Below are 25,643 nucleotides of genomic sequence, written 5' to 3'. Positions count from 1 at the left end.
ATATTCAAACAGGTTTACCCTTTTAATTTTTTGTGTAATTCATATAGCGTATTTAGTGCTTCCATTGGTGTCATATCTAAAATATCAATATCTTTGACTTTTTCAATAATCCGTTTTTCTTTCGTACTTAATACAGCAGTTTTCTTTTCAGTTGGTTCATCAAAGAAGGAAAGCTGGGCCTCATTTTTTTCTGCTATTTTATTCTGATTCTTCACAGTGGAAGGCTGCTTTATCTGTTCATCTGTCTGTTCAAGTTTAGCTAAAATTTCATTCGCCCTTGTAATCAGCTCTTCAGGAAGCTCAGCAAGCTGTGCTACGTGAATTCCATAGCTTCTGTCTGCTGCTCCTTCTTTTATTTTATGAAGAAAAACAACTTTTCCATTTTGCTCGATTGCACTGACATGTACATTTTTGACCATTGGAAGTTCTTCCTCTAAGACAGTCAATTCGTGATAATGAGTAGAAAATAAAGTTTTTGCACCTAGACGATTATGAATATATTCGATAATTGCTTGTGCTAACGCCATGCCATCATAGGTTGATGTTCCACGGCCTATTTCATCAAAAAGAATAAGGCTATCCTGAGTAGCATTAACAATCGCATTACGCGCTTCGAGCATCTCTACCATAAATGTACTTTGACCGGAGATGAGATCATCTGCTGCGCCAATTCTTGTAAATACTTGATCAAATATAGGCAGTATGGCTTCTGATGCAGGGACGAAGCAGCCAATTTGTCCTAAAATAGCAGTTAAAGCAATTTGTCTCATATACGTACTTTTACCAGACATATTCGGTCCCGTTATAAGCAGCATTTCACGATCTGCATCCATATAACAATCATTAGGCACATACTCTTGCGCGTTCATAACCTTCTCAACAACTGCGTGTCTGCCATCCTTAATTACAATTTTTCTTTCCTTAGTGAATGAAGGCTTCACATAATGTCTCTCTTCACTTACTGTTGCAAAGCATTGCAGGACATCGAGTTCACTTATTGATTTTGCCAGAGCTTGCAATCTTGGGATAAATTCCTTCACATGCTCACGGACTGAGGTAAATAATTGGTATTCCAACTCCACACTTTTTTCTTCCGCTTGCAAAATAAGTGCTTCTTTTTCTTTTAAATCAGGGGTTATAAAACGTTCCGCATTAGTTAATGTTTGCTTCCGCTCATATTGCCCTTCCTTTAAAAGGTGCAAATTTGCTCTCGTGACTTCAATATAATAACCAAACACACGATTATAACCGACCTTCAAAGATTTGATGCCTGTTTTTTCCCGCTCCTGTTTTTCAAGCTGAGCGATCCAAGTTTTCCCATTTCTTGTAGCATCACGATATTGGTCCAATTGCTCATGGTATCCATCCTTGATCATGTTCCCGTCTTTAATCGACAGTGGCGGATTTTCTACAATTGCACGTTCCAGGAGATCGACAACCTCTTCACAGGCATCTAGCCGTTCTGCAAGCATTTCCGCTTCATGATTAGAAAGCTTTCTGAGTACTTCTTTCAAATTAGGAATCTGGAGCAATGAACGTCTTAATTGAACTAAATCACGCGCATTTACATTGCCGAATGCTACTCTGCCAGCAAGGCGTTCAAGATCATAGACTTCTTTCAGCTTCTCTCTTAATTCTTCACGTTCAAAAAAGGCTGCTATTAAGGTTTCAACAAGTGTTTGTCTGCGAATGATTTCCTGCTCATTCACAAGAGGACGGTCAACCCATTGCTTTAAAAGCCGACCACCCATGGCCGTTTTTGTTTCATCAAGCAGCCATAGCAAAGATCCCTTTTTCCCTTTAGAACGAATTGTTTCTGTTAACTCCAAGTTCCTCTTGGAAAAATAATCAATTTTCATGTATTGATTTGTTTGATAGGTAGAAACCTTCTGTAAGTGATCTAAACTTCTTTTTTGTGTACGGTATAAATAGTTAAATAGTCTAGCTGTTGTTTGATGAAGCTTGTCCTGACTAATCTCCTCAAGTAAAGGCTGATAGCTATCTTTACCCGTGCAATCTTCTTCGAACGAGATGGTTAGAATAGACCTTTCTTTCATTTTCCGCTGCCAATCTCCATTGAAATCCCGGGCAATAATTAGTTCTTTCGCACCTGAAATGGATAGTTCATTCAATACTTCATCAAAACCTGAGCTAAGCATGGTGACCTTCGTTTCTCCAGTCGAGAGGTCATTGTAAGCAAATCCAAAGGTGTTATCAGCAAAATAACTGATTGTCGCAATAAAATTATTTTCCTTCTCATGAAGGCCCTTGCCTTCCATCATTGTTCCCGGCGTTATTAACTGAACGACTTCCCTTTTTACGACACCCTTTGCCTGTTTCGGATCCTCCGTTTGTTCACAAATGGCTACTTTATATCCACGATCAACTAATTGTTCAATGTATTGTGGTGCAGAGTGATACGGAACTCCGCACATCGGAATTCGGTCTTCTGAGCCGCCTTCTCTGCTCGTTAATGTAATTTCTAGCTCTTGTGATGCTTTAATGGCATCATCGAAAAACATCTCGTAAAAATCTCCAAGACGAAAAAATAAAAAGGCATCCTCGTAATCTGCCTTTACTCTCAAGTATTGCTGTATCATAGGCGTATAAGCTGCCATAGTGTCCTCCAAATGTTCAAATGTAACTTTTTTTATAATCCTATTATAGCATAAGTATTATTTAATTTTGTTTCTCAAAACAAAGAAAAGCAGGATCTTAAAAAATAGACCGCTGCTTTGTTCAAATCAATTATTAATATACTTTTCAAATACAAACCCGAAATCTTTTACATTGTATTTCTTTCTGCTATTCATAAGCCAATTAAATGCTGTTTCGTTTAATACTCTGAAGTTATCTACGAAATTATTATCCTGAGGAACTGCTGAACGGCTGAATGTATTTGAAGTTAATTCCAAGCTCTTCTCTGCGTAAGACATGGATACTTCATTATCATGGCAAATTTCCGATATACGAATGAGTGCTTTATATAAATCTTTCAATTCTTCAATATGTTTCTTATGAACATCAATAGAAAAATGGACAGAACCGATCACAAATTTAATCTCTACATCCAAATCGACCGTGCCTGCAGTCTCAAGCATCACATCTGAAATCGTGTATTCTTTGTATGTGTAGCGTTTTAAAGTCCGTTTTTTACTCATTGCGCTCGTGCCATCTAAATGAATTAACGCTTTATTTGTAAAGCAGTATTCATCAGATTTCGATTTAATTAAGAAGTAAATCTTTTCATTGTCCTCGTGAAGAACGTAATCATCTGCATCTACTTTGTCATAATCAACAGGCTTAATTACACTTCCAACATCACTTAACCCTAATACGTCTGATGCAACTTTCTTGAACATAAACCTACCCCCTTGACTTCTTTCACTTAAATATTTTAGCATGTGAAGGAAGATAATGGGATACATAGATTTCAAATGAGGACTTTTTAACTATATACTAGTTTTTTTCCAAAGCTAATTTTAACCCAAATAGAATTAATACAGCTCCTGTTAGCCCTTCTACAGCCTTCATCGTAGTAGGCTTCTTCATAAAATCACTTACAAAATGAATTAAGTATATATAGAAGAAAAACCAGATCAATGTTAATAAGGTGTAAGTCAATCCTAGTGCTAAAAATTCAAAAAATGCATGATCTCCTTTTCCTGCAAATTGAGGCAAAAAGGTGAGGAAGAAAACTGCTACTTTTGGATTTAGTAAATTCGTTAAAAATCCTTGCCTGAAGTTTGATTCTTTTGCAAATTTATTGACTTGTTCTGGATCTGAAGGAGCTTGCGGCTGTTTTTTTATAATAAAAAGGATGGATTTGCAGCCAAGATAAATAAGGTATACGGCACCTGCATATTTAAGAATAGAAAAGAGAAAAGCTGATTTAACAATAAGAGCGGATAATCCAAACACAGCTGCCATTGTATGAATGAGCAATGCTATCAGTGTACCCGCTGTTGTTTGTAGCCCTGCAGCTTTACGTTTAGAGATAGTATTCTTTGTGATAATGGCAGTGTCTGGCCCAGGCAGTATAATCAGCATAAATGCCATGAATATAAATAGAAAATAATTCTCCATGATAATGACCTCCATTATTGAATTTTCCATCTATTATAATTTAAATTTACAGAAAATTAAATACAAAAAAGAAAAAACTAGGAAGCAACACCTCCTAGTTATTACTCTTCTTCATCTCCAACTAAAAAGTCGGGGTTTAAATCTTCAAATGCCTCATCTTCAACTTCATCAAAGCCCCATTCCTCGTCATCACAATCACATTGATCATGATGAACAGCTACACATACTTTCGTTTCACCAATCACTTCAACGAGAAATTCTCTTTCTACGTGAACGATAATTTTATTTCCATTTGGTGAAATCACACATTCACAGCAGTTAGGCTGCTGCAATACGCGTGCTACTACTTCGTGGTCATCAAGGCAATCAGGATCACGGTATTTTAATTTAATGACATCTTTATAATCAACACGTTCAGTAACAACCTCTGTTTTCGTATTATTATCAAAGGAATACCAAACGTTAATGTCATAGTAGCCGCGAACCTCGACTGTTTTTCCGACCTTTTTCGCCTCGTACGTATGGTTTATAATCCAGCAGCCAAGGATGCTTGACGGATGGTGTTTAGGGCATATCGTATGATTGGACTGGGTAAACTTTCGTCCCTTTGCAACGACCGCCTTTGTTATTATCTCTCTGTATTCTCCCATTGCGAGCGAACCTCCTCATTCATTTTCAATTCATCCTATGCGGGATATTAGACTAGTGTGCGATATTTCTTGATGAATGTTAGGTAAATGTATTGGCATAATCCATAGTATGCTTTTTCAGGGCGAATGTGCCATATTACTAAATTAGTGAACACATATCTTAAGGTAATTTCTTGGAGTAAATTACTATAAAATTGTCCATTTCTTAAAATTTTGCCCTCAAGGCTGTCTAACATATTTTATACCTTCGTCAGTTTCTCCCTGCTAACATTTCAAAAAATTATATGTTTGTCCTAATTAAAACGCGGATACAGCTTGGCTTTTTCACCAATATAATACATTAACGAGAAGGAGGTGATCAGGATGACCAACTTAGATAATTCCAACTTCAAAATAAATTTTAATGGCAAAGAAATAAATGGAGAAAATGCCAGAGAATTTGCGGATAAAATTTCGAAAAATTTAGGGGAGACACTAAACGGACTTGTTTCTAATAAACTTAGTAACTTATCAGCAAATCCAATGAGCGGAAACTTATTCAACGCGGCTAACCCGCTAAAAAACTTAAACGGGATTTTCAACCAAAATCCTTTAGATTCAAACGGAGTTCAGAATATGATCCCTGCTCTAAGCAAATTGCTGCCAGTATTTGAAACATCTGATGATAATAAGAAAATAAAACTTTCACTAAATGGTGTATCGTTACTTGACTTAGATCTTACTGATCTTACAAGTAGTAATTCTACTGAAGAAAAATAAGGAAAAAATAATGTTTTGGAGGAGGTGAGAAATATGTTGTCAAATAGATGCTATGAAGAAAATCATACTAGCCCTGTTCAGAATCGTCCTGAAGCAGTGAACGGCGTCAGCAGCAACGGAGATGCCTTCAAGGCCTTTACTTTCGCAGCACAAGGAAATAGCCCACAGGTAAACATCCCTGTACAAATACCAGTTTCACTTGGTGGTTTTGCAGTTAATGCATCACTAATCAATATTCCAATCCTATCTGCTCAATTCAACGTAGCAAATGGCGGTGATTCACAAGCAATTTCAGTGAACAACGCAAATCAAGTAGAAAGCAACCACTCATAGAAAAGCCAAGGCACCTTGTTCGCACTGCCAAGCACAAGACAAATCATGCTATATGGTGTTCTATGCCTTTCTTGAAGATTGGCTTATGACCTAGAGTGGCTAGAAGCTGCAGCAAGACTAATAGAAATGCAGAGGCGACTAGTTTAGCCTCTACCCAAACTAAGTAAAATAGAACCACAGATTGTCCAGGAGAAGGGAGGTATGGAAAATGATTGATAGAAGTAAAAAGAAAGAGAAGTTACAATTAGATCCTGAAGTGCTCAAACAACTTGGGGTTCCTGAAGAACTGCTTGAAATGGCTGCGGAAGCTGGTATCCCCTCTATTAATAACCATGCTGCAGGCGGTATGGGTGGCCGTGCCATCAATTTAACTTACGTTGATAATTACTCAACCTTGCTTCTCGTATATACCTTCCTTCTCAACTATTTGGGCAATGATTCAAATCAAAATGGTACGAGAATTTTAAATGAGTCTCTACTTTCAACTCTTAATGCTGCGTTACAAGAACAGCAAGAGTACCGGAAAGAGTTTTTAAGGGCAGTTGAACTGCTTAGAAATAATTAGCCTCCACAACCCAAACCAGGCCGATTATACCTCCTTTTTTATATAGAGAAACCCCCTGACATAATGTCAGGGGGTTTTCCGGCTAGAAAGGCGGTTTCACACTTCTAATTCTGTCTTGCTACAGCGCCTAACGCCTATCGTACTTCAGATCCCCTCCCTACGATAAGTCAACATTGATTCGCCTACTGGCTTATCGTGTTTCCTTTATCTCAGTCAGGGCTCTTCCAGTCCGTACGGCGATGAGCAAGGCACTTCCGCATTTCTAATTCTGTCTTGCTACAGCGCCTATCGCCTATCGTACTTCAGATCCCCTCCCTACGATAAGTCAACATTGATTCGCCTACTGGCTTATCGTGTTTCCTTTATCTCAGTCAGGGCTCTTCCAGTCCGTACGGCGATGAGCAAGGCACTTCCGCATTTCTAATTCTGTTGTGCTACAGCGCCTATCGCCTATCGTACTTCAGATCCCCTCCCTACGATAAGTCAACATTGATTCGCCTACTGGCTTATCGTGTTTCCTTTATCTCAGTCAGGGCTCTTCCAGTCCGTACGGCAATGAGCAAGGCGCTTCCGCATTTCTATTGATGATGTGAGCAATCGCTATTTTTTATTTGTGAGCCTGTTTCACCGCTTAACAAGTCTCCACCTGTTGAAAGGATCACTTCGTCGGTCACGGTGTTGGAAATAGTGTTAGCAACCATTTGCAGCAATTCATTCACTTCAATTTGAGATTGCTTAAATTCCTGAACAACTGGAATTTCATCTAATTCATTTTGAAGGGCTTCTAGCTTATCTTCTGTTTTTTTCAATGCTTCTTTCTTACCAAAGTGCTGTAGGTTTACCGCTTGTTTTTGCAACCCTTTAATATTCGAAATCGTCGCACGTACTTTTTCATTTTCGTTGATTTGTGCTTCCGCACGCTTGAAAAAATCTACTTCTTCAGTTTCTGCAATCATTCGTGCAAGCTCTCTTGCTCGGGCAATAATGTCATCTTTAGTATACTTCGCCATTTTACTCCACCTCTACCGCATTAAGTTCTTCTATCATTTCTCCGTTTAAGGACCATGTTTTCGCATCAGTAACTTTTACCTTAACCATTTTACCAATAGCTGATTTTGGTCCAATAAAGTTGACTAGTTTATTTTTTCTTGTATATCCTGCGAGTACATCCGGATTATTCTTGCTTTCACCTTCGACTAGAACTTCGACGATCTGGTCTTGATATTTTTTCATCGCTTCAGCAGAAAGCTCATTTACAAGTGCATTTAAACGCTGTAGACGCTCTTTTTTCACTTCCATCGGAACATTATCCTGCATTTTTGCAGCAGGTGTTCCTTCCCGTGGGGAATAGATGAACGTATAAGCAGCTTCATAGCCAACTTCACGATAGAGTGAAAGTGTTTCTTCAAACTGCTCATCCGTTTCATTTGGATAGCCAACAATAATATCAGTCGTAAATGTTGCCCCTGGAACAGCGGCTTTGATTTTACGAATAAGCTCTAAATAATGTTCTCTCGTATATTTACGTGCCATGATTTTAAGAACTTCATTTGATCCAGATTGAACTGGCAGATGAATATGTTCAACGAGATTTCCGCCTTTTGCCAATACTTCAATTAATTGATCATCAAAATCGCGAGGATGACTGGTTGTAAAACGGATACGTGGAATATCAATTTTACGAATTTCATCCATTAGATCCCCTAGACCATATTGAATATCTTCAAAGTCTTTCCCGTATGCATTCACATTTTGTCCAAGAAGGGTTATCTCTTGATATCCTTGTGCAGCTAATTGTCTAACCTCTTGAATGATATCTTCGGGACGGCGACTGCGCTCTTTTCCACGTGTATAAGGAACAATACAATACGTACAGAACTTATCACAGCCATACATAATATTAACCCATGCTTTAATATTTCCTTGACGAACCTTCGGAAGGTTTTCAATAACATCTCCTTCTTTAGACCATACTTCTACAACCATTTCCTTTGACATATATGCTTCATGCAATATGTTTGGCAGGCGATGAATATTATGTGTTCCAAAGATAATATCTACTTGATTATACGTTTTTAAAATTTTGTTAACTACTGACTCTTCCTGGGACATACATCCACATACACCTAGAAGCAAGTCTGGTTTTTCTTTTTTCAAGTGCTTTAAGTGACCAAGCTCACCAAAGACTTTATTCTCTGCATTTTCACGGATTGCACATGTATTTAATAATATTACATTTGCATCCTCTACAGTATCGGTCGGTTCATAGCCTAGTCCTAGGAAAATCCCCGCCATAACTTCCGTATCATGCTCGTTCATTTGACAGCCATACGTACGGATATAGAACTTTCGTCCATTTCCCATCCCATGAAATTCTTGTGGAATATCAAAATCCTTATGATAGGCTACTTCTTCTTTTCCGCGCTTCTTCGCTTCCTTTAAGGATGGAGGAGTATACACCGCTTCAAAATATTTGCTATAATCCTTTTCGGATTTTTTGTCCGATGGATTAGCTGTTTGCACTTGTTGACCTTCTAGTCGTTGTTTTTCATTCATTTTTTTGTCCCCTTTCTCTCTTTTGTACCTGCGAGAAAATCTATTGGAATACCTAAGCTTTTATAATAAAAAATATTATCGTAATTAAGATTAACTACACACATTATTATAGTATAAAGCCTTTATGCATTGAAAACAATAGAAATCCTCCTATGGGACTATTGATCACTCGCTGCTGTAAATTCAATTCAAACAAATGGTATGTACCTATTCACAAATAATAATATTATACGAATTCATCTAATTTGAACGTGACGATTATCACATATAATAAAAGTTATTAAAGAACAATCTTAGAAAGCGTTCATAAAAAATAACCCAGGAATTTACCCTGGGCTATCTTCATTTTCTTACATAAATTCGTCAACAAGTTTATCAAAATGTGCTTGATCTAGAGTTAAGTCCGCGTCAACTAACGGAGCTTCTGAATAGCCATTTAGCAGCTCTTGATAAGATTTACGCTCTGTATCTTGATAAATAAGTCCAGTTACTAAGCCATTATGCTTCATTAAAGTTTGCATAGCCATTGATTTATTAGAAGAATCATAGCCTTCAACATCACTTAATTTTGTTAAATTCTCTTTAAACCAGTCATAAGTGTTCACTTTATTATAAGTAACACAAGGGCTAAACACGTTAATTAAAGAGAAGCCTTCATGTTTAATACCAGCTTCGATTAATGCCGTCAGATCCTTAAGGTCAGTAGAGAAGCTTTGGGCAACAAATGTCGCACCAGCAGTTAATGCCATTTCCATTGGAGCAATTGCTTGTTCAATGGAACCTTCAGGTGTTGACTTCGTTTTGAAGCCTGTAGCTGACCTTGGTGATGTTTGTCCTTTTGTTAAACCATAGATTTGGTTATCCATAACAATATATGTGATATTTACATTTCGGCGAATCGCATGGATTGTGTGGCTCATACCGATTGCATATCCATCGCCATCACCGCCAGAAGCGATAACCGTTAAGTCTCGGTTAGCCATTTTCACACCCGTTGCGATTGGGAGTGAACGTCCGTGGATACCATGTAATCCATAAGAATTAATATATCCTGAAATACGGCCTGAACATCCAATTCCAGAAATAACAGCTAAGTTTTCAGGTTCTAGTCCTACATTTGCTGCAGCACGCTGGATCGCAGCTTGAACGGAGAAGTCTCCACAGCCGGGACACCAGTTTGGTTTTACACTATTACGAAAATCTTTAAATGTTGCCATTTAGACCAACTCCTTGCATCTTGTATGAATTTCATGCGGCAAGAATGGATTTCCGTCGTACTTTAACATCTTTGTAATTTTTTCAGCATTTCCGACGTTCATCTTAATCATATTTGCCAATTGCCCAGTCGCATTATTTTCAACAACCACGATCTTTTTCGCTGAATTTACGAGGGGCAGTAATTCATTAGATGGGAATGGATAAATTAAACGGATATGTGCATGATTCACCTTTAATCCGTCTTTTTCCAAACGGCCCATTGCTTCTTCAATTGCTCCGCGAGTTGAATTGAAGCCAACAATCAAAATGTCTGCTTCTTCATGTGGAGCGTTTTTATAAACAGGAGTATCGAATTTAATATTTTCAATTTTACGGAAGCGCTTGTCCATTTGTGCATTTCGATTGGCTGCAGATTCGGACGGCTTGCCCTGTTCATCATGTTCAACACCAGTTACATGGTGTATACCATTTTTTATTCCAGGTATCGTTCTTGGAGAAACGCCATCCTCTGTTACTTCATAACGTTTAAAGTAACCTTTATTTTCAATTTCAGGCAATTCTTCTGTCACTAACTTTCCGCGGCGAATTTCTACTTTATCATATTCAAGAGGTTCTACAGTTTGTTTACCTAAAGATAATTGAAGGTCAGATAAAACAATGACTGGACATTGGTATTCTTCAGCAAGATTAAATGCTTCTGCTGTATCATAGAATGCTTCTTGAACAGTACTTGGTGCCATAACAATCTTCGGAATCTCACCATGTGTACCATAAATCATAGCCATTAAATCGGATTGCTCCTGCTTTGTTGGCAGACCTGTTGATGGCCCCCCACGCTGTGTATCAACAATGACAAGCGGAGTTTCCGTAATACCAGATAAGCCGATCGCTTCCATTTTTAATGAAAGTCCAGGGCCTGATGATGCAGTTAGTGCACGTACTCCACCATAGTTAGCTCCAATAGTCATTGTTACTGCAGCAATTTCATCTTCAGTCTGAATCACTGCTCCGCCAACTGGAGGAAGCTTTTTAATTAAATATTCCATAATATCGGAAGCAGGAGTAATTGGATAAGCAGCCATGAAGCGGCACCCGCCTGCCAATGCGCCAAGCGCAATCGCATCGTTACCAATCATAAACATACGTTTCTTCCCGTCTGCTTTCTCAAGTTCCATTAATTCTGCCGTATTTTCTAGATGTTCTTGCATATTATCAAAGCCTGACTTAATGGCTTCCATATTTTTTTCAACTACTTGCTGACCCTTACGTCCAAAAATTTCTTGCACAACTTCCTTAAAAACGTTAATATCTAAATTTAAGACTGCACATGTTGCACCAACAGCAACCATGTTTTTCATAAGGGATGTACCTAATTCCGTCGCTAATTCCGTAAATGGAACCGCAAACATCGATGCTTTAGTATCTTCTGGCTTTATTGGGTTGAACTTTGCATCCGCAATAATAACACCTTTTTCATGGAGCTCTTTGTAGTTCAAATCGATTGTTTCTTGGTCGAATGCTACCAAAATATCAAGATCGTCTGAAATGGAACGAACTTGTGTTGTGCTTACACGAATCTTATTGTTCGTATGACCGCCTTTAATACGAGATGAGAAATGGCGGTAACCATACAAGTAGTAGCCTAATCGGTTCAATGCAATGGCAAAAATTTCACCAGTACTTTCAATACCTTCCCCTTGTTGCCCGCCAACTTTCCACGAAAGTTGATTGATCATGACTTACACCCCTTTAGATACGTTAGAAAAATATGTAAAAACAATATAATAATTAAAGTGTAGCACTCTTTCAGAAACCTTATTTACGATATAAAGAACAACCTTTTATTAAGGATTTTGAATGGGTACTAAACGCTTTCAATTCTAGACCTAAGTCTAAAAAAAAGCAACCCTTTCATACTAATTATTGTCGAAAATATGAATATTTTACAACTAATTAAACAATAATAGATTTATGCCATTTTGATTGCCAAATGATCGATTAAACTTCCTACTTTTTCGTAATGATAAATCTATTAGCTATCTATTCATTTTCATTTTCTCGGATATCTTCTAATAAAGTTTCTATACATAAAATTCTCCACTTGTATACTAGAATAATATTTTACCAACTCATTCATTAATTGGTGAAAGTCCTTCACATTCATTAAGCCTTTTGGCAGCTTTCCATTGGTTCCATCAAAATCTGATCCGAAGCCGACATGCTCTTCTCCTCCAAGTGAACAGACATATTCAAGATGTCTTAATACATCAGTCACTGTTGCCGTTTTTCTGCTTGTTAAAAATTCAGGGACAAACGTAATCCCTATTACACTGTCACGATCAATAAGTGCTTCAATCTGATCATTCATTAAATTACGGGGATTTGGACAAAGCGAATAACAATTCGAATGGGAAGCAAATGGATAGTCACTGTATTCGATCACATCCCAGAATCCACGTTCAGAGAGGTGGGAAACATCACACCATGTTTGGGTCGTATTCAAAATGCTGACTACTTTTTTCCCAAAGGTTGATAATCCTGCACCTCTTTCTTCAAGGATCCCATCAGAAACATAATTGCTATAATTCCATGTTAGCCCAATTGAAGTAACACCTAATCTGAGTAGCGTTTTTAATTTGACTAAATCATAGCCAATGGCATCGCATCCTTCTAAAGTTAATATAGCACCTATTTCATCCGCTGCAAGATTTTCGAGATCTATCCGATTCGAAATCACACGTATTTGTGAGAAAGGCTTAATTATCTTTTCATAAAAGAGCTCAATCATATATAGTGCTGCATTAAATCGCATATCGGGATGGACAGAATCAGGTATAAATATAGCAAAACATTGCACTTTTACCCCCCCTGATTTCATCCCATTTAAATTGACTTCAAGTTTTTCAGAATCGTTAAAATTAATAGTTGAGTCTAAAAACATTTTGTAAAGGACGTCACAATGGGCATCAAATATTTTCATCTATATTTTGATCCTTTCATCTATGTTAAGACCTGATTATGAAAAAAAGAACCCGCTTGCTTTTATGGCAAACAGGTCATCTATAGTTGATTACAATATATTTCTCTATTTTGAAAAAAGAATAGATCATTTCCGAGAAACATCTCCTGCTGCCTTACGTAATTACCTAGGTTCAACGATTAGTTTTATTGCGGTTCGTTCTTCCCCATCAATTTTAATATCTGTAAATGCAGGGATACAAATCAAATCCACTCCGCTAGGCGCTACAAATCCTCTTGCAATTGCTACTGCCTTTACCGCCTGGTTTAATGCACCTGCACCAATCGCTTGGATCTCGGCACCGCCTCTTTCACGCAGAACACCTGCAAGAGCACCTGCTACAGAATTAGGATTAGATTTTGCTGAAACTTTTAATATTTCCATTCCTAGCTCCTCCTTGTTTTCCCCTCCCGCGTGCCCATAACCTCTTCTTAAAGACAGCTATAATCCCATTTCAGTGATATTCTTTCACTTAGAATAGGGCGTGTTTTTAGATAATGCCTTATCGGAAATGAACACGTCAGTATAAATCATTCCATTGCTACTATATTCAGTTCTTAAATCACATATTCCGGCTTGGACAAAATAAAGTGAAACTCGGTCAGTGTGGGTTATCCTTCAACCCATACTGATTGTTAGTTGTACCAATCGGGCTATTACGAGCTGTTAAATTCTCCACTTAGAATGTTTATTCCTATAACTCCTGAAAGTTGAAACTTGCAGCCCGTTAATCTGCGTTATTGACTTAATTCATTGCTTAAACGAAGTCCGAAAGTACGAGAAACTAATTTACCCATAGTTATTCACAATATTGGGATATAAAAAAAGACTGAATCCGATTGCCTAAATTGCTATCGGATCCAGTCTTGCTATTATGAAAAAAACGGATGATCATCATTAATTAATATACGATTAATTTTTTTTGCTTTTCCGCTGGCTTTGTCAATTTCGATTAACACTGCACTTAACTGCTTACGTCCTTCTTTTGGAACTTCAAATCGCACAGGCAAGTTTGTTAAAAACCTTTTTAACACTGCATCCCTTTCAACGCCTAAGATCCCGTCATATGGTCCAGTCATACCTACATCTGTTAAATAGGCTGTTCCTTGTGGTAAGATCCGATTATCAGCTGTTTGTACATGTGTATGTGTGCCTACAACTGCAGACACTCTCCCATCTAAATACCAGCCCATCGCTTGCTTCTCGCTCGTTGCTTCAGCATGAAAGTCTACAAAGATTATCGACGTTCTCTTTTTTGCTTCTTGAATTAATTCATCCGCCTTTTTGAATGGACAATCAATAGAAGGCATGAACGTTCTTCCTTGCAAACTTATTACTGCAATTTCCTCTGTATTAAATTTAAGATAAACAATTCCCTTTCCAGGATTCTCAGCTGGAAAGTTTGCTGGTCTTACTAAATATTTTGCCTCATCGATAAATTCGAAGATTTCTCTATTATCCCATGTATGGTTCCCAAGAGTCACTGCTTGTGCTCCAGCCTCTAAAAATCCACGATAAATTTTTTCCGTTATTCCTTTGCCGCCTGCCGCATTTTCGCCATTAATAATCGTAATTTGAGGACGGTATTTCTCTTTAAGCTTCGGGACATATTCTGTAATCATCTCACGACCTTGTGAACCGACAACATCCCCTACAAACAAAATATTCATTGTACTGCCCTTTCTTTATATGTATTTCTTCTATTTATTGTATCACATTCTCTATCTTCCCACCCCAGTCAACAAAAAAAGTAAAGCGATGCAATTAGCATCGCCTTACTTCGCATATTCCACGGCCCGTGTTTCACGAATAACCGTTACTTTAATATGTCCTGGATAATCAAGCTCTTCTTCAATTTTTTTGCGGATATCTCTAGCTAGTCGATGAGCTTCAAGATCGTCGATTTGCTCAGGTTTTACTAAAATTCGAATTTCACGCCCTGCTTGAATAGCAAAAGACTTTTCAACACCATCATAAGATTCAGAAATCTCTTCAAGCTTCTCAAGACGGCGAATGTAATTTTCGAGAGTCTCTCTTCTTGCTCCAGGCCGTGCGGCTGAAAGCGCATCTGCTGCAGCAACAAGTACAGCAATAATTGATGTAGGTTCAGTGTCTCCATGATGGGAAGCGATACTGTTAATCACAATTGGATGTTCTTTATACTTCGTAGCTAATTCTACTCCAATTTCAACATGGCTTCCTTCTACCTCATGATCTATCGCCTTACCTATATCGTGCAGTAAACCTGCTCGACGAGCTAATACTTCATCTTGACCAAGTTCTGCTGCTAGTAAACCTGACAGCTGTGCGACTTCCATTGAGTGCTTAAGTACATTTTGACCATAGCTTGTCCGGAATTTAAGGCGGCCAAGGATTTTAATAAGATCTGGATGGAGGCCATGAACACCAACTTCAAAAGTCGTCTGTTCTCCAATTTCGCGGATATGCTCATCCACTTCACGGCGAGCTTTATCAACCATTTCTTCAATCCGTGCAGGATGAATGCGTCCGTCCTGTACAAGTTTGTCTAAAGCTAAACGAGCGGTTTCTCGGCGAATTGGATCAAAACCAGATAAGATGACTGCTTCTGGCGTATCATCAATAATGAGATCAATACCTGTTAAGGTTTCAAGTGTTCGAATATTTCGACCCTCACGTCCAATAATTCGTCCCTTCATCTCATCATTCGGAAGGTTTACCACAGATACTGTTGTTTCCGCCACATGATCAGCAGCACAGCGTTGGATCGCTAGTGACAAGATATCCTTCGCCTTCTTATCTGCTTCCTCTTTCGCACGAATTTCGCCCTCTTTTATCATTATCGCGACATCATGAGCTACTTCCTGCTCGACTCGCTCCAAAATGATGGACTTCGCCTCTTCACGAGTTAAGCCCGAGATGCGTTCCAGCTCAGCTTTTTGTGCACGTACCATCTCGTCCACTTTGCTTTCCATCTCTTCAATATGCTGTTGTCTTTTGTTAAGAGAATCGTCCCTCTTCTCTAAAAGTGTTTCACGTTTATCTAACGTTTCATCTTTGCGATCAAGATTTTCTTCCTTTTGCAGTAAACGATTTTCTTGTTTTTGCAATTCATTTCTACGATCACGAATCTCACGCTCTGCCTCTGTTCGAAGCTTATGAATTTCATCCTTCGCCTCAATCAGAGCTTCTTTCTTTATTGCATCCGCTTCTCGCTTTGATTCTTCTAAAATCTGCTCTGCAGCATCTTTAGCTCCTGCAACTTTTGCCTGAGCAATGGACTTACAAACAAAATAACTAACAACCGCACCAACGAATAGGCCAAGCAAACTGGAGATGATGATTGCTGTTAAAAGTTCCATCATTTCACCTCCTCTTGCTATGAACTTTTTGTGTTACGTCTTTAAAGTGTCGGCATGTATATTGAAATACAACATACAGCACTAAGGCTTTTCAACGTTTTTCATATCATCATAAAATGTAAAATATACATTTTTAATTGTAAAGCTGTGGTATTTCATTGTCAAGGCTTACTCTGATAGACATACATGTTATTTATCCTCATAGAGAAAAAAAAAGCAAAGCACGCAGCTTTGCTTTTTTCACCACTATATTAATCAATTAGCTGTAATTCCTCTTGTTCATCATCACCGCTTACAACATGTTCCCCATCGAGTCCATAATGATCACGGATTTGTGTTTGAATTTGCTTACGGATTTCAGGGTTTTCTTTCAAGAATAGCTTAGCATTTTCTCGACCTTGACCGACACGCTCATCATTGAAGGAATACCATGAACCACTTTTTTGAACAATGTCCAGTTCAGAGCCTATATCAATAATTTCGCCTTCTCTTGAAATACCTTCTCCATACATAATATCAACCTCCGCTACACGGAATGGAGGTGCAACTTTATTTTTAACAACTTTAATTTTTGTTTTGTTACCTACAATATCTTGACCTTGCTTTATTGCTTCAGCACGGCGCACTTCAAGACGGACTGTTGAGTAAAACTTCAACGCGCGTCCTCCTGGAGTTGTCTCTGGATTTCCAAACATAACTCCAACTTTTTCACGGATTTGGTTTATGAAAATAGCAATTGTTTTTGATTTATTGATTGCGCCTGATAGTTTACGAAGGGCTTGAGACATTAGACGTGCTTGTAATCCGACATGCGAGTCTCCCATTTCTCCTTCAATTTCCGCCTTAGGTACGAGTGCTGCAACAGAGTCAATGACAAGGATATCAACTGCACCACTTCTTACAAGCGCTTCAGCAATCTCCAATGCTTGCTCTCCCGTATCTGGCTGTGAAAGCAATAATTCATCAATATTAACTCCCAGTTTTTGCGCATAAACTGGATCGAGTGCGTGTTCTGCATCGATAAATGCTGCCTGTCCGCCAGCGGCTTGTACCTCTGCGATTGCATGAAGGGCAACCGTTGTTTTACCTGAGCTTTCTGGTCCATATGTTTCAATAATACGTCCTCTTGGATATCCGCCTACCCCAAGTGCTATATCGAGGGCAAGTGATCCGCTTGGAATTGTTGAAATTTTCCGGTCTGTTTGCTCTCCAAGCTTCATAATTGAACCTTTACCAAATTGTTTTTCTATTTGTTTTAACGCCATCTCCAGTGCTGCTTGACGATCACTCATTCATACTTCCTCCTCTTCAACATTCAAAAAATCTAAGTTTTGCTCTCGTTCAAAACCTAACTCTACTATAACTGTTTTCTTATCGTTTGTCGAGAAAAAAAGCGAACATCTATTCTTCTTTTTTCAATGCCTATTCTTTCATAAAATGAAAGAATAGAATGAGAGAAATGATATTTTTAAAGAATTTTCCTTTAAGAAAAGAGCAAACTTACTATTATTAAAAAATCAGAATGCACTATTTGTCATTCTGACTTCCATTTAATCTCTTTATTAAAAAATGACATCCATACTTTACACTTCTTACCCGGATGGCTTCTCTTGTTCCGCCAAAATTTAGCTTTTCAACTTGAACAGGCTCATTCTTTATTGAAATACCAATGTATACAGTTCCAACTGGTTTGCCTTCTAATTCATCAGGACCCGCAACGCCTGTAAAGCTAATGCCAATATCCGCGTTCATAAGGGAGGCAACGTTTTTTGCTAACTCACGTGCACATTGCTCGCTTACGACACCATTTTCAGCAATTGTTGATTTCTGGACGTTTAGCACATTTGTTTTAACTTCATTTGTATAACAAACAACACCGCCTTTAAGAAGGTCTCCTGCCCCAGGAATTGCTGTAAACTCCTGCTGGAACATACCTCCTGTCAGACTCTCAGCGCAAGCAATCGTCAGCTTTTTTTCCTTAATATGTTTAATTAACTCACGCATTAAGGAAGTCTCATCATATCCATAGAAATATTCTCCGATTCGAGAGAGAATGTTATTTTCAGTCTCATCTAGAAGTCTTAAAGCTGTATCCATTTGCTCATGCTTGGCTGTTAAACGAAGAGTTACTTCCCCATCCGATGCAAGTGGCGCTATCGTCGGATTCGTCTGTGCATCAATTAAATCTTCAATTTCTGTTTCGAGCATCGCTTCTCCAATCCCAAAAAATCTTAATACACGGGAAAGGATCACATCTTCCTCTAGTAGCAAGGAACGAAGAGCTGGGTAGCCATATTTCAAAAACATTGGTTCCATTTCTTTCGGTGGTCCGGGTAGAAGCATATAGGTATGGTTTCCACCATCAAGCAACATTCCAGGAGCCATCCCATGATCATTCGGCAAAATATGTGAATCCTCTAAAACAATTGCCTGCTTCTTATTATTTTCCGTCATCTGTCGATTCGTGCGCTCGAAATAAAGTTCAATCGACTGAAGAGCCTCATTATTCATAATCAGTTTTTTATTTACATGCTTTGCGATCGTTTCCTTTGTTAAGTCATCTTTTGTTGGTCCTAATCCTCCAGTGAATATAAGAAGATTCGAACGCTCCTCTGCCATTTTAATCACTGCTTTAAGGCGATCAGGGTTATCACCAACACATGTATGATAAAAAACATTAATCCCTAAATCGGCAAGCTGCCTGGACAAAAAGCGCGCATTTGTATTAACAATTTGACCAAGCAATAATTCAGAACCAACTGCGATTATTTCTGCATTCATGCAAACGCCCCCTCGTTTATATAGGATGAAACAAGAAATTCATTATTTTGAATTGACAAAGGCATCCTTATTCTTAGCAAAATAATCCCAGCCAGACCAGATCGTAAAGACAAGTGCTACCCAAAGAGCAATATCAGCAAATGGAATCGAAATCATTTCAAAAATAATGTTATGCAGTAATAGAGCAGAAATAGCGACAATTTGCGTCCATGTTTTGATTTTCCCTAATTGATTGGCTGCTACAACTTCTCCCCCACCTGCAAGAATAAGCCGTAAACCTGTTACCGCAAATTCTCTGCTAATAATAATAATAACAATCCAAGAGGGAGCGTAGCCAAGCTCTACTAAAACAATTAATGCTGCAGAAACGAGGAGCTTGTCCGCAAGCGGGTCAAGAAACTTTCCTAAGTTCGTAACCAGGTTATATTTCCTTGCAAAATGCCCATCCACCCAGTCAGTTGCTGAAGCGATAATAAAAATGAGTGCACCAACTAAATGTGTAACAGGAAGGGTAGCTCCTAGGATTGAAAGCTCTCCCCACGAAAAAGGGACAAGCATAATAATTAAAAATAATGGGATTAAAAAAATTCGAGAAATAGTAATTTTATTTGGCAAATTCATGATTTTACCTCCAATATAGTAATAACGCGAAAAATAGTCATCAGACGATGACTATTCGTTGTTCGGTAAGTAGCGAATGGTTATATTCTGCGTAACCGATTGAGTCGGAGGAATAGCATACTCAACTTTTTCATCATTTACATAAATCTCAGTTTCAGTTGATTTACCAATGACAATAACAGCCTCAATTTCCTTAGAAAAATCAATTACCTGACTTTCATTTTCGCCCTTTTTCAACGTACCAGAAAAAAAGGAAGTTCCTTTTCCATTTAAAATATTGACCCATGTTTCTCCAGTAGAAACTACCTTCAATTCAAACCGGTCTGTATTTTTCAATTCATATACAGTTTTTTTGCCACTTGACTGGGCAACAGTGACCTCTTGCTTAGGAGCTTCAATCTCTTCCTCATCGGTCTCTTCTTCATTCGTCTGATCTTCTTGCTTTACTGAATCTTCACTAGAATCTTTCTCTTTTTCTTTATCAGTATCCTTCGCAAAATCGTCTGATTCCTCAATACGTACGGGTTCCTTTCCGCTGTTATCAACGGATTCCTTTGTATTTTCTCCACCATTGGCCTTTTGAAAAAATACATAAGCGGCAGCCAATGCACCAATAACAAAAATAGCAATTAATACTTTCGGAAGAATATCAAAAGCTTTGGATCTTCCTGGAGAAACATTTTGCCTAGATTGAACACGTGAAAGCTTTTCTGGAATATCTTCATTTATTGTGGAAGGAATATCACTTTTAAACTCTTCAAAGATTTCTTCCGGTTCCATTCCTACTGCTTCTGCGTATTGCTTAATAAACGCCCTTACATAAAACTTTCCGGGCATCATACTATAATTTCCTTCTTCAATTCCAATTAAATATCGCTTTTGAATCTTTGTTACTGCCTGCAGGTCATCAAGACTCATGTTTTTAGCCAATCGAGCTTCTTTTAGTCGATTCCCGAGTTCTGTCAATTTACAACACCTTCCAACTCACTTAAAAATCAAATCCGCCAAATTCAGAATCAGAAAACATCTTGTTTTCATTTACAATGTCATATTTTATTTCTTCTTCTGGGTCATGGCGAAGCTCAATAATATAATCGAAGTCATCGATAGAATATTGAGTGTTTTCCACAAAAATATCTGGATGCTCCACCACTTTTATTGCGGGGAGGCTCATTATTTCACGGACAAGCTGCCAATGCTTTTCATTTGCTCTTCTAGATGAGACAATCCCATCGATAATGAATAGATTGTTTTCATTATATTCATCATGAATGAGCTGATTGCGAATCGTTTGTTTCAAAAGAGTTGAAGAAACAAATAACCATCGCTTATTTGCACATACACTTGATGCAACAATTGATTCTGTTTTTCCTACTCGCGGCATTCCCCGTATTCCTATTAGCTTGTGCCCTTCCTGCTTAAATAATTCTGCCATAAAGTCAACTAATAATCCAAGCTCGTCCCTTACAAACCTAAAAGTCTTCTTATCATCTGCATCTTGTTGTATGTATCTCCCATGACGGACAGCTAGCCGGTCCCTTAATTTCGGAACACGCAATTTAATTAGTTTTATTGTATCCATCGTATGTAAAATTGACTCTAACCGAACAATTTGTTCATAGTTTTTCGCTAAAATTAACAAGCCTCTTCGGCCCTGTTCCACACCATTAATCGTTACAATATTAATCGAAAGCATTCCGAGAAGGGAAGAAATATCACCAAGCAACCCGGGACGGTTCTTTGTTATTTCATATTCTAAATACCATTCTGTTTTACTCATAAAAACCTCCTTTTAACCGTTGCTAAACGATTTTTCTTACCTCCTATATCATAAATGATTTCACTGAAAGATGAAAGGATAAACCTATGCAAAAAATGTCATTACCCATTTTTCGAAAAATTAAAAAAGAGAGGAGCTTGCCTCTCTTTTTTAAACGATTTATTTTTGTGTACCATTATCCTCTACAAGCTTTACCATCATGCTTGCAATGGCTTCCTGCTCCTCCTTACTCGCAACGGACCAAAGATCTGAGAGGATTTTTTCCTGTTCATTTTTTGGCTCTACTTGTTTTGCTAAGTAATCACCAATCTGGTAAGCAAGATTATTAACCGTGTCTTTATTCATTCCCTGCTGCTGTCCCTGATCGAGACGATCACCAAGAAAGTCTTTCCACTGCTGCCAATTATCAAGTACAGACATGATATTATCCTCCTTCATTAACAATGTTGTACACCATAGTACATTGTTATTTTGGATGTTGGAAAGATAAAATATGCATGTTATTTATTGACTGTTCGTTGAACATTTTATGTATGCCAGCCGCCGTTTACAGCAAGTACTTGACCAGTAATATATGAAGCTTGTGAGGATAAAAGAAAAGACACCGCATCAGCAATATTTTCTGGGGACGCAAGCCTTCCCATTGGTATTTCGTGTTTTAACTCCTCAAGCTCTTCAAAGGAAAAGCCATCAAGCATAGCTGTCTGTACGGCCCCAGGAGCAACCGCATTCACTCGAATCCCGTTAAATGCCACTTCCTTGCTTAACGCTTTTACAAACGCAATTTGCGCCCCTTTAACAGTGGAATAGGCTACTTCACATGCAGCACCAGTCTGTCCCCAAATAGAGGAAATCACAACAACATTCCCTCCTCCTTTAGAAAGAAGCTTAGGTAAGAGATCCTTAGTTAGTAAAAGTGGTGTTCTTACATGAATATTTATCAATGTATCCGCCTGTTCCTCGTCTAACTCATAAAGAAGACCATAATGACTAGTTCCACTATTATGAATGATTGCATCAAGTGAAAAAATGTTTTCCACTATTTTTTTATAGCCTTTATTTGTTGTGAGATCTGCTTGTATCGGGATATATTCTCCATCAAAGAACTGTAATTGCGCTAAGAGCTGTTCGATTGCCTTTTTATTTTCATTATAGTGCAAATATAAGGAATATCCTTCCTCTGCTAATTTAATAGCCATTGCTCCCCCAATTCCCCCGCTTGCCCCTGTTATTAATGCAAACTTTTTCATTTTTCTACACCCATTTCCACGAACAGAAGAAAGCGCCACAATACCGGCGCTTCTTCATTCTTATCATCTTATTTATTTTTTTGGCACAACTAGACAAACAGTAAATTGTTCTTCAGAAATAAGCTCATCAGCAGCCCGTTCTATATCTGCTATTGTTATGCCTTCAAGTGTCGGCACCACTTCAAATAAATCCATGTCATTAAACGCATATCTAGTAAATTGATTGGCAATATATTCTGGTGAATTAACCGCTCGTAAAAAGGCACCAATCTTCTTCTTTTTCGTTCGCTCTAAACTTTCATCAGAAATCGTTCCCTTAGCTTCCAACAGAATTCTTTTTATTGTGTCTGCAAGCCTATCTGGATCACTTGTGTCTCCTCCAACCATCGCAAATCCGAAACCTTTCTCCTCCGTGTAATCAAAAGAAAACGTTTCATCAATTAATCCTTCATTATATAATGAACTGTAATGATCCGAACTCTTTCCAAATAAAATGTCGAGCATCACATTTAAACTTAATTCTTTCTTTAGCATTTCTTTTCCAGATTGATTGGCATTTGGTGCTTTAATTCCTACTAAACATTTAGATGTTTGTACATTCATCTCTAGTACCAGTTTTTTCTCAGCAACCGCCACAGGCTCCTCTTCAAATTTCCGTTTGATTTCTGGCAGCTCTTTGTAATCCTTACGATCTTGATTATCCCTTACCATCTTCATCATTTGATCCTGATTGACGGGCCCAACTATAAATAACAGCATATTACTCGGATGGTAAAACGTTTTATAACATTCATAAAGCATATCTTTTGTAATATGAGAAATGGATTCAATTGTTCCAGCAATATCAATCTTTACTGGGTGGTTTTTATACATGTTTTGGATTAGTCCAAAATACAAGCGCCAATCTGGATTGTCATCATACATTGTAATTTCCTGCCCAATAATGCCTTTTTCCTTTTCGACCGTTTTCTCTGTAAAATATGGCGCTTGAACAAAATCAATTAACGTTTCAAGATTTTTTTCCACATTAGATGTACTTGAAAATAAATATGCCGTTCTTGTAAAAGAGGTGAATGCATTTGCCGAAGCTCCCTGCTTGCTAAATTGCTGGAATACATCGCCATCTTCTTTTTCAAATAGCTTATGCTCTAAAAAGTGGGCAATCCCGTCGGGAACCTTTACAAAATCCTCTTTTCCTGGTGGCAGAAAATGATTGTCTATCGATCCATACTTCGTGGTAAATGTTGCATAAGTTTTATTAAAACCGTGCTTCGGAAGGATATATACATCAAGTCCATTATTCAGCTTTTCATAATATAATTCTTCCTGCAGTTGATCAAATATGATTTTTTCCATTATTTTGTATCCCCCTTTCCTGTTAAAAAGTAAACAGTATCTAAATGTATCTTATTTGCAACGGCAATAATATCTTTTTTTGTCACAAGATCCATTTTCTCCATCCATTCATCAAGAGAGATATCTTTTTTGGAAACAACATTATGATAGAGGATTTCAACCATCCCTCTTGAAGTATCTATCGTTTCAAGAAGCTGATTTTTAATAACTGCTTTCGTTTGCTCCATTTCCTCCTCTGTAAAATCCCCTCTTTTCATTGCGTCCATTTGCTCGTTAATAATCTGTATAGCCTGATCATAATTTTTATTATCTATCCCTGACATAACCATCATTAATCCCTTATGACTTTCAAGCCTGCTCGTTACATAATAAGCAAGACTGGCTTTTTCCCTTACATTAAGAAATAACTTGGAATGCGAAAATCCTCCAAAAACCCCATTAAAAATCTGAAGTGCGTAATAATCTTCATCCCCATATTTGATATTTGTCCGGTAGCCAATATTTAATTTCCCTTGTTTTACCTCTTGCTCTTCGATAACTTCATGAACATTGTTTTTCGAAACATAATTTGAAGAATGAATAATTTTAGGGGTGCGTTCTGAAAATTGTAATTGCTCGCTAACCACTCCAAATACTTCTTCTTCACTTACATCGCCAATTATATATAAATCAAGTTCATCCTGCTTCAAAGCGTTTTGATAATAATCGTATAAGATTTCAGGTGTGATAGAATCAACTGCGTCCATGTCTCCATGAACATGAAGGGAATATGGCTCCTCTTTGCACATTTCTTGTATTAGACGGTAATTGGAATAACGCATTTTATCATCATAAACGGACTGTATTCTTTGTTTCAATGTTCGTTTTTCATTTGCTACCGTTTCCTTATGAAAAGCACTTTCATCAGCATTTGGTTTCATTAATAAACCTGCTAAAAACTCAATTGCCTTTTTCAAAAGGGGCGTCGGGTCTGATAAAAACTTTTCATTGGCCATTTCCAACGAAAAACTAATAATGTGGAACTCACCTTTTTTGGCCAAGTCCACGTATAAACTAGCTCCGTAAAGTTCATCTAAATAAGATCGTAGTGTTCCCGTTGTCGGAAATTCTTTATTGCTGCTCTGCAAAACATACGGCAAAAGTGCCCGTAGGGTTGCTTCTTCCTTTCTTAATGGCGCTTTCATTTTCCAAACGATCGTGTTGGTTTTATACTTATCGGTTTTTACAATATGAATGTTATAGCCAGTCATTGCTTTAACCGTTTCTGAAATTATATTCATTTGATATCCTCCTAATCGTTTTTATGTATCTCATCCAAGATTATTTTC

The 25,643-nt window shown here is 37.9% G+C and carries 24 protein-coding genes; 3 read left to right on the top strand and 21 right to left on the bottom strand.

Going from position 1 to position 25,643, the window contains the following annotated elements; translation table 11 throughout:
- Window positions 1–14: 14 nt before the first annotated feature.
- From mutS to AN957_RS11770, 4 genes are all read right to left on the bottom strand, one after another.
- On the bottom strand, window positions 15–2,618 hold the full coding sequence (gene mutS, locus AN957_RS11785; protein WP_053475748.1) for a DNA mismatch repair protein MutS: 2,604 nt from the start codon (window positions 2,616–2,618) through the stop codon (window positions 15–17).
- A gap of 126 nt (window positions 2,619–2,744) precedes the next feature.
- On the bottom strand, window positions 2,745–3,362 hold the full coding sequence (locus AN957_RS11780) for a PH domain-containing protein (protein ID WP_053475747.1): 618 nt from the start codon (window positions 3,360–3,362) through the stop codon (window positions 2,745–2,747).
- 97 nt (window positions 3,363–3,459) lie between these two features.
- Window positions 3,460–4,089: a LysE family translocator gene (locus tag AN957_RS11775; RefSeq protein WP_053477509.1), complete on the bottom strand. Its 630-nt coding sequence runs from the start codon at window positions 4,087–4,089 to the stop codon at window positions 3,460–3,462.
- A 98-nt stretch (window positions 4,090–4,187) separates the two neighbouring features.
- Window positions 4,188–4,736 carry an outer spore coat protein CotE gene (locus tag AN957_RS11770; protein ID WP_053475746.1) on the bottom strand — a complete coding sequence of 183 codons (549 nt, stop codon included), beginning with the start codon at window positions 4,734–4,736 and terminating at the stop codon, window positions 4,188–4,190.
- A gap of 363 nt (window positions 4,737–5,099) precedes the next feature.
- Between AN957_RS11770 and AN957_RS11765 the strand changes: the two genes are divergently transcribed.
- From AN957_RS11765 to AN957_RS11755, 3 genes are all read left to right on the top strand, one after another.
- Window positions 5,100–5,495 carry a hypothetical protein gene (locus tag AN957_RS11765; protein ID WP_056684213.1) on the top strand — a complete coding sequence of 132 codons (396 nt, stop codon included), beginning with the start codon at window positions 5,100–5,102 and terminating at the stop codon, window positions 5,493–5,495.
- A gap of 33 nt (window positions 5,496–5,528) precedes the next feature.
- Window positions 5,529–5,828 (top strand): hypothetical protein, encoded by a 300-nt coding sequence (locus AN957_RS11760; RefSeq protein ID WP_053475744.1) that lies wholly within the window; start codon window positions 5,529–5,531, stop codon window positions 5,826–5,828.
- A gap of 208 nt (window positions 5,829–6,036) precedes the next feature.
- Window positions 6,037–6,393: a hypothetical protein gene (locus tag AN957_RS11755; RefSeq protein ID WP_053475743.1), complete on the top strand. Its 357-nt coding sequence runs from the start codon at window positions 6,037–6,039 to the stop codon at window positions 6,391–6,393.
- 578 nt (window positions 6,394–6,971) lie between these two features.
- Here AN957_RS11755 and AN957_RS11750 read toward each other — a convergent pair.
- From AN957_RS11750 to yfmF, 17 genes are all read right to left on the bottom strand, one after another.
- Window positions 6,972–7,403 carry a YlbF/YmcA family competence regulator gene (locus AN957_RS11750; RefSeq protein WP_056684210.1) on the bottom strand — a complete coding sequence of 144 codons (432 nt, stop codon included), beginning with the start codon at window positions 7,401–7,403 and terminating at the stop codon, window positions 6,972–6,974.
- A 1-nt stretch (window position 7,404) separates the two neighbouring features.
- Entirely contained in the window at window positions 7,405–8,949 is a 1,545-nt protein-coding gene (gene miaB, locus AN957_RS11745) for a tRNA (N6-isopentenyl adenosine(37)-C2)-methylthiotransferase MiaB (RefSeq protein ID WP_053475741.1), read from the bottom strand.
- A gap of 350 nt (window positions 8,950–9,299) precedes the next feature.
- The gene (locus AN957_RS11740) at window positions 9,300–10,166 is read right to left on the bottom strand and encodes a 2-oxoacid:ferredoxin oxidoreductase subunit beta (protein ID WP_053475740.1); all 867 of its coding nucleotides are present in this window, start codon (window positions 10,164–10,166) and stop codon (window positions 9,300–9,302) included.
- The gene (locus tag AN957_RS11735) at window positions 10,167–11,903 is read right to left on the bottom strand and encodes a 2-oxoacid:acceptor oxidoreductase subunit alpha (protein ID WP_053475739.1); all 1,737 of its coding nucleotides are present in this window, start codon (window positions 11,901–11,903) and stop codon (window positions 10,167–10,169) included.
- A 314-nt stretch (window positions 11,904–12,217) separates the two neighbouring features.
- Entirely contained in the window at window positions 12,218–13,147 is a 930-nt protein-coding gene (locus AN957_RS11730) for a dipeptidase (RefSeq protein WP_053475738.1), read from the bottom strand.
- A 162-nt stretch (window positions 13,148–13,309) separates the two neighbouring features.
- Window positions 13,310–13,570, bottom strand: a complete 261-nt coding sequence (gene spoVS, locus AN957_RS11725) for a stage V sporulation protein SpoVS (RefSeq protein ID WP_009791522.1) — start codon at window positions 13,568–13,570, stop codon at window positions 13,310–13,312.
- A gap of 488 nt (window positions 13,571–14,058) precedes the next feature.
- The gene (locus tag AN957_RS11720; RefSeq protein ID WP_053475737.1) at window positions 14,059–14,856 is read right to left on the bottom strand and encodes a TIGR00282 family metallophosphoesterase; all 798 of its coding nucleotides are present in this window, start codon (window positions 14,854–14,856) and stop codon (window positions 14,059–14,061) included.
- 105 nt (window positions 14,857–14,961) lie between these two features.
- The gene (gene rny / locus AN957_RS11715) at window positions 14,962–16,527 is read right to left on the bottom strand and encodes a ribonuclease Y (RefSeq protein WP_053475736.1); all 1,566 of its coding nucleotides are present in this window, start codon (window positions 16,525–16,527) and stop codon (window positions 14,962–14,964) included.
- Between the two features lie 251 nt (window positions 16,528–16,778).
- Complete coding sequence (gene recA, locus AN957_RS11710; RefSeq protein WP_053475735.1) at window positions 16,779–17,819, bottom strand: recombinase RecA; 1,041 nt, start codon at window positions 17,817–17,819, stop codon at window positions 16,779–16,781.
- Between the two features lie 235 nt (window positions 17,820–18,054).
- A complete protein-coding gene (locus AN957_RS11705) occupies window positions 18,055–19,308 on the bottom strand; it encodes a competence/damage-inducible protein A (protein WP_056684207.1) in 1,254 nt (417 codons plus the stop codon).
- A gap of 42 nt (window positions 19,309–19,350) precedes the next feature.
- Window positions 19,351–19,929, bottom strand: a complete 579-nt coding sequence (pgsA, locus tag AN957_RS11700) for a CDP-diacylglycerol--glycerol-3-phosphate 3-phosphatidyltransferase (protein ID WP_053475733.1) — start codon at window positions 19,927–19,929, stop codon at window positions 19,351–19,353.
- 51 nt (window positions 19,930–19,980) lie between these two features.
- Window positions 19,981–20,895 carry a helix-turn-helix domain-containing protein gene (locus AN957_RS11695; protein ID WP_056684204.1) on the bottom strand — a complete coding sequence of 305 codons (915 nt, stop codon included), beginning with the start codon at window positions 20,893–20,895 and terminating at the stop codon, window positions 19,981–19,983.
- Between the two features lie 22 nt (window positions 20,896–20,917).
- Window positions 20,918–21,709 (bottom strand): DUF3388 domain-containing protein, encoded by a 792-nt coding sequence (locus tag AN957_RS11690; RefSeq protein ID WP_053475731.1) that lies wholly within the window; start codon window positions 21,707–21,709, stop codon window positions 20,918–20,920.
- A gap of 159 nt (window positions 21,710–21,868) precedes the next feature.
- A complete protein-coding gene (locus tag AN957_RS11685) occupies window positions 21,869–22,129 on the bottom strand; it encodes a DUF3243 domain-containing protein (protein WP_053475730.1) in 261 nt (86 codons plus the stop codon).
- Window positions 22,130–22,236: 107 nt separating this feature from the next.
- Window positions 22,237–22,959, bottom strand: coding sequence for an elongation factor P 5-aminopentanone reductase (ymfI, locus tag AN957_RS11680; RefSeq protein WP_053475729.1), 723 nt, complete (start codon window positions 22,957–22,959; stop codon window positions 22,237–22,239).
- A gap of 72 nt (window positions 22,960–23,031) precedes the next feature.
- Window positions 23,032–24,315: an EF-P 5-aminopentanol modification-associated protein YfmH gene (gene yfmH, locus AN957_RS11675; RefSeq protein WP_053475728.1), complete on the bottom strand. Its 1,284-nt coding sequence runs from the start codon at window positions 24,313–24,315 to the stop codon at window positions 23,032–23,034.
- On the bottom strand, window positions 24,315–25,595 hold the full coding sequence (yfmF, locus tag AN957_RS11670) for an EF-P 5-aminopentanol modification-associated protein YfmF (RefSeq protein ID WP_056684201.1): 1,281 nt from the start codon (window positions 25,593–25,595) through the stop codon (window positions 24,315–24,317). The genes yfmH and yfmF overlap by 1 nt, the downstream gene beginning before the upstream one ends.
- Window positions 25,596–25,643: the final 48 nt, after the last annotated feature.

This window comes from Cytobacillus solani, from assembly GCF_001420595.1.
GTDB classification, from domain to species: domain Bacteria; phylum Bacillota; class Bacilli; order Bacillales; family Cytobacillaceae; genus Cytobacillus; species Cytobacillus solani.
This window is presented reverse-complemented; position numbering and strand designations above follow the sequence as displayed.

What these genes read in the sequence shown, in the direction of transcription:
- mutS (WP_053475748.1), bottom strand. Translation starts at nt 2,618, where the DNA reads ATGGCAGCTTATACGCCTATGATACAGCAATACTTGAGAGTAAAGGCA.
- AN957_RS11780 (WP_053475747.1), bottom strand. Translation starts at nt 3,362, where the DNA reads ATGTTCAAGAAAGTTGCATCAGACGTATTAGGGTTAAGTGATGTTGGA.
- AN957_RS11770 (WP_053475746.1), bottom strand. Translation starts at nt 4,736, where the DNA reads ATGGGAGAATACAGAGAGATAATAACAAAGGCGGTCGTTGCAAAGGGA.
- AN957_RS11765 (WP_056684213.1), top strand. Translation starts at nt 5,100, where the DNA reads ATGACCAACTTAGATAATTCCAACTTCAAAATAAATTTTAATGGCAAA.
- AN957_RS11760 (WP_053475744.1), top strand. Translation starts at nt 5,529, where the DNA reads ATGTTGTCAAATAGATGCTATGAAGAAAATCATACTAGCCCTGTTCAG.
- AN957_RS11755 (WP_053475743.1), top strand. Translation starts at nt 6,037, where the DNA reads ATGATTGATAGAAGTAAAAAGAAAGAGAAGTTACAATTAGATCCTGAA.
- AN957_RS11750 (WP_056684210.1), bottom strand. Translation starts at nt 7,403, where the DNA reads ATGGCGAAGTATACTAAAGATGACATTATTGCCCGAGCAAGAGAGCTT.
- miaB (WP_053475741.1), bottom strand. Translation starts at nt 8,949, where the DNA reads ATGAATGAAAAACAACGACTAGAAGGTCAACAAGTGCAAACAGCTAAT.
- AN957_RS11740 (WP_053475740.1), bottom strand. Translation starts at nt 10,166, where the DNA reads ATGGCAACATTTAAAGATTTTCGTAATAGTGTAAAACCAAACTGGTGT.
- AN957_RS11735 (WP_053475739.1), bottom strand. Translation starts at nt 11,903, where the DNA reads ATGATCAATCAACTTTCGTGGAAAGTTGGCGGGCAACAAGGGGAAGGT.
- AN957_RS11730 (WP_053475738.1), bottom strand. Translation starts at nt 13,147, where the DNA reads ATGAAAATATTTGATGCCCATTGTGACGTCCTTTACAAAATGTTTTTA.
- spoVS (WP_009791522.1), bottom strand. Translation starts at nt 13,570, where the DNA reads ATGGAAATATTAAAAGTTTCAGCAAAATCTAATCCTAATTCTGTAGCA.
- AN957_RS11720 (WP_053475737.1), bottom strand. Translation starts at nt 14,856, where the DNA reads ATGAATATTTTGTTTGTAGGGGATGTTGTCGGTTCACAAGGTCGTGAG.
- rny (WP_053475736.1), bottom strand. Translation starts at nt 16,527, where the DNA reads ATGGAACTTTTAACAGCAATCATCATCTCCAGTTTGCTTGGCCTATTC.
- recA (WP_053475735.1), bottom strand. Translation starts at nt 17,819, where the DNA reads ATGAGTGATCGTCAAGCAGCACTGGAGATGGCGTTAAAACAAATAGAA.
- AN957_RS11705 (WP_056684207.1), bottom strand. Translation starts at nt 19,308, where the DNA reads ATGAATGCAGAAATAATCGCAGTTGGTTCTGAATTATTGCTTGGTCAA.
- pgsA (WP_053475733.1), bottom strand. Translation starts at nt 19,929, where the DNA reads ATGAATTTGCCAAATAAAATTACTATTTCTCGAATTTTTTTAATCCCA.
- AN957_RS11690 (WP_053475731.1), bottom strand. Translation starts at nt 21,709, where the DNA reads ATGAGTAAAACAGAATGGTATTTAGAATATGAAATAACAAAGAACCGT.
- AN957_RS11685 (WP_053475730.1), bottom strand. Translation starts at nt 22,129, where the DNA reads ATGTCTGTACTTGATAATTGGCAGCAGTGGAAAGACTTTCTTGGTGAT.
- ymfI (WP_053475729.1), bottom strand. Translation starts at nt 22,959, where the DNA reads ATGAAAAAGTTTGCATTAATAACAGGGGCAAGCGGGGGAATTGGGGGA.
- yfmH (WP_053475728.1), bottom strand. Translation starts at nt 24,315, where the DNA reads ATGGAAAAAATCATATTTGATCAACTGCAGGAAGAATTATATTATGAA.
- yfmF (WP_056684201.1), bottom strand. Translation starts at nt 25,595, where the DNA reads ATGAATATAATTTCAGAAACGGTTAAAGCAATGACTGGCTATAACATT.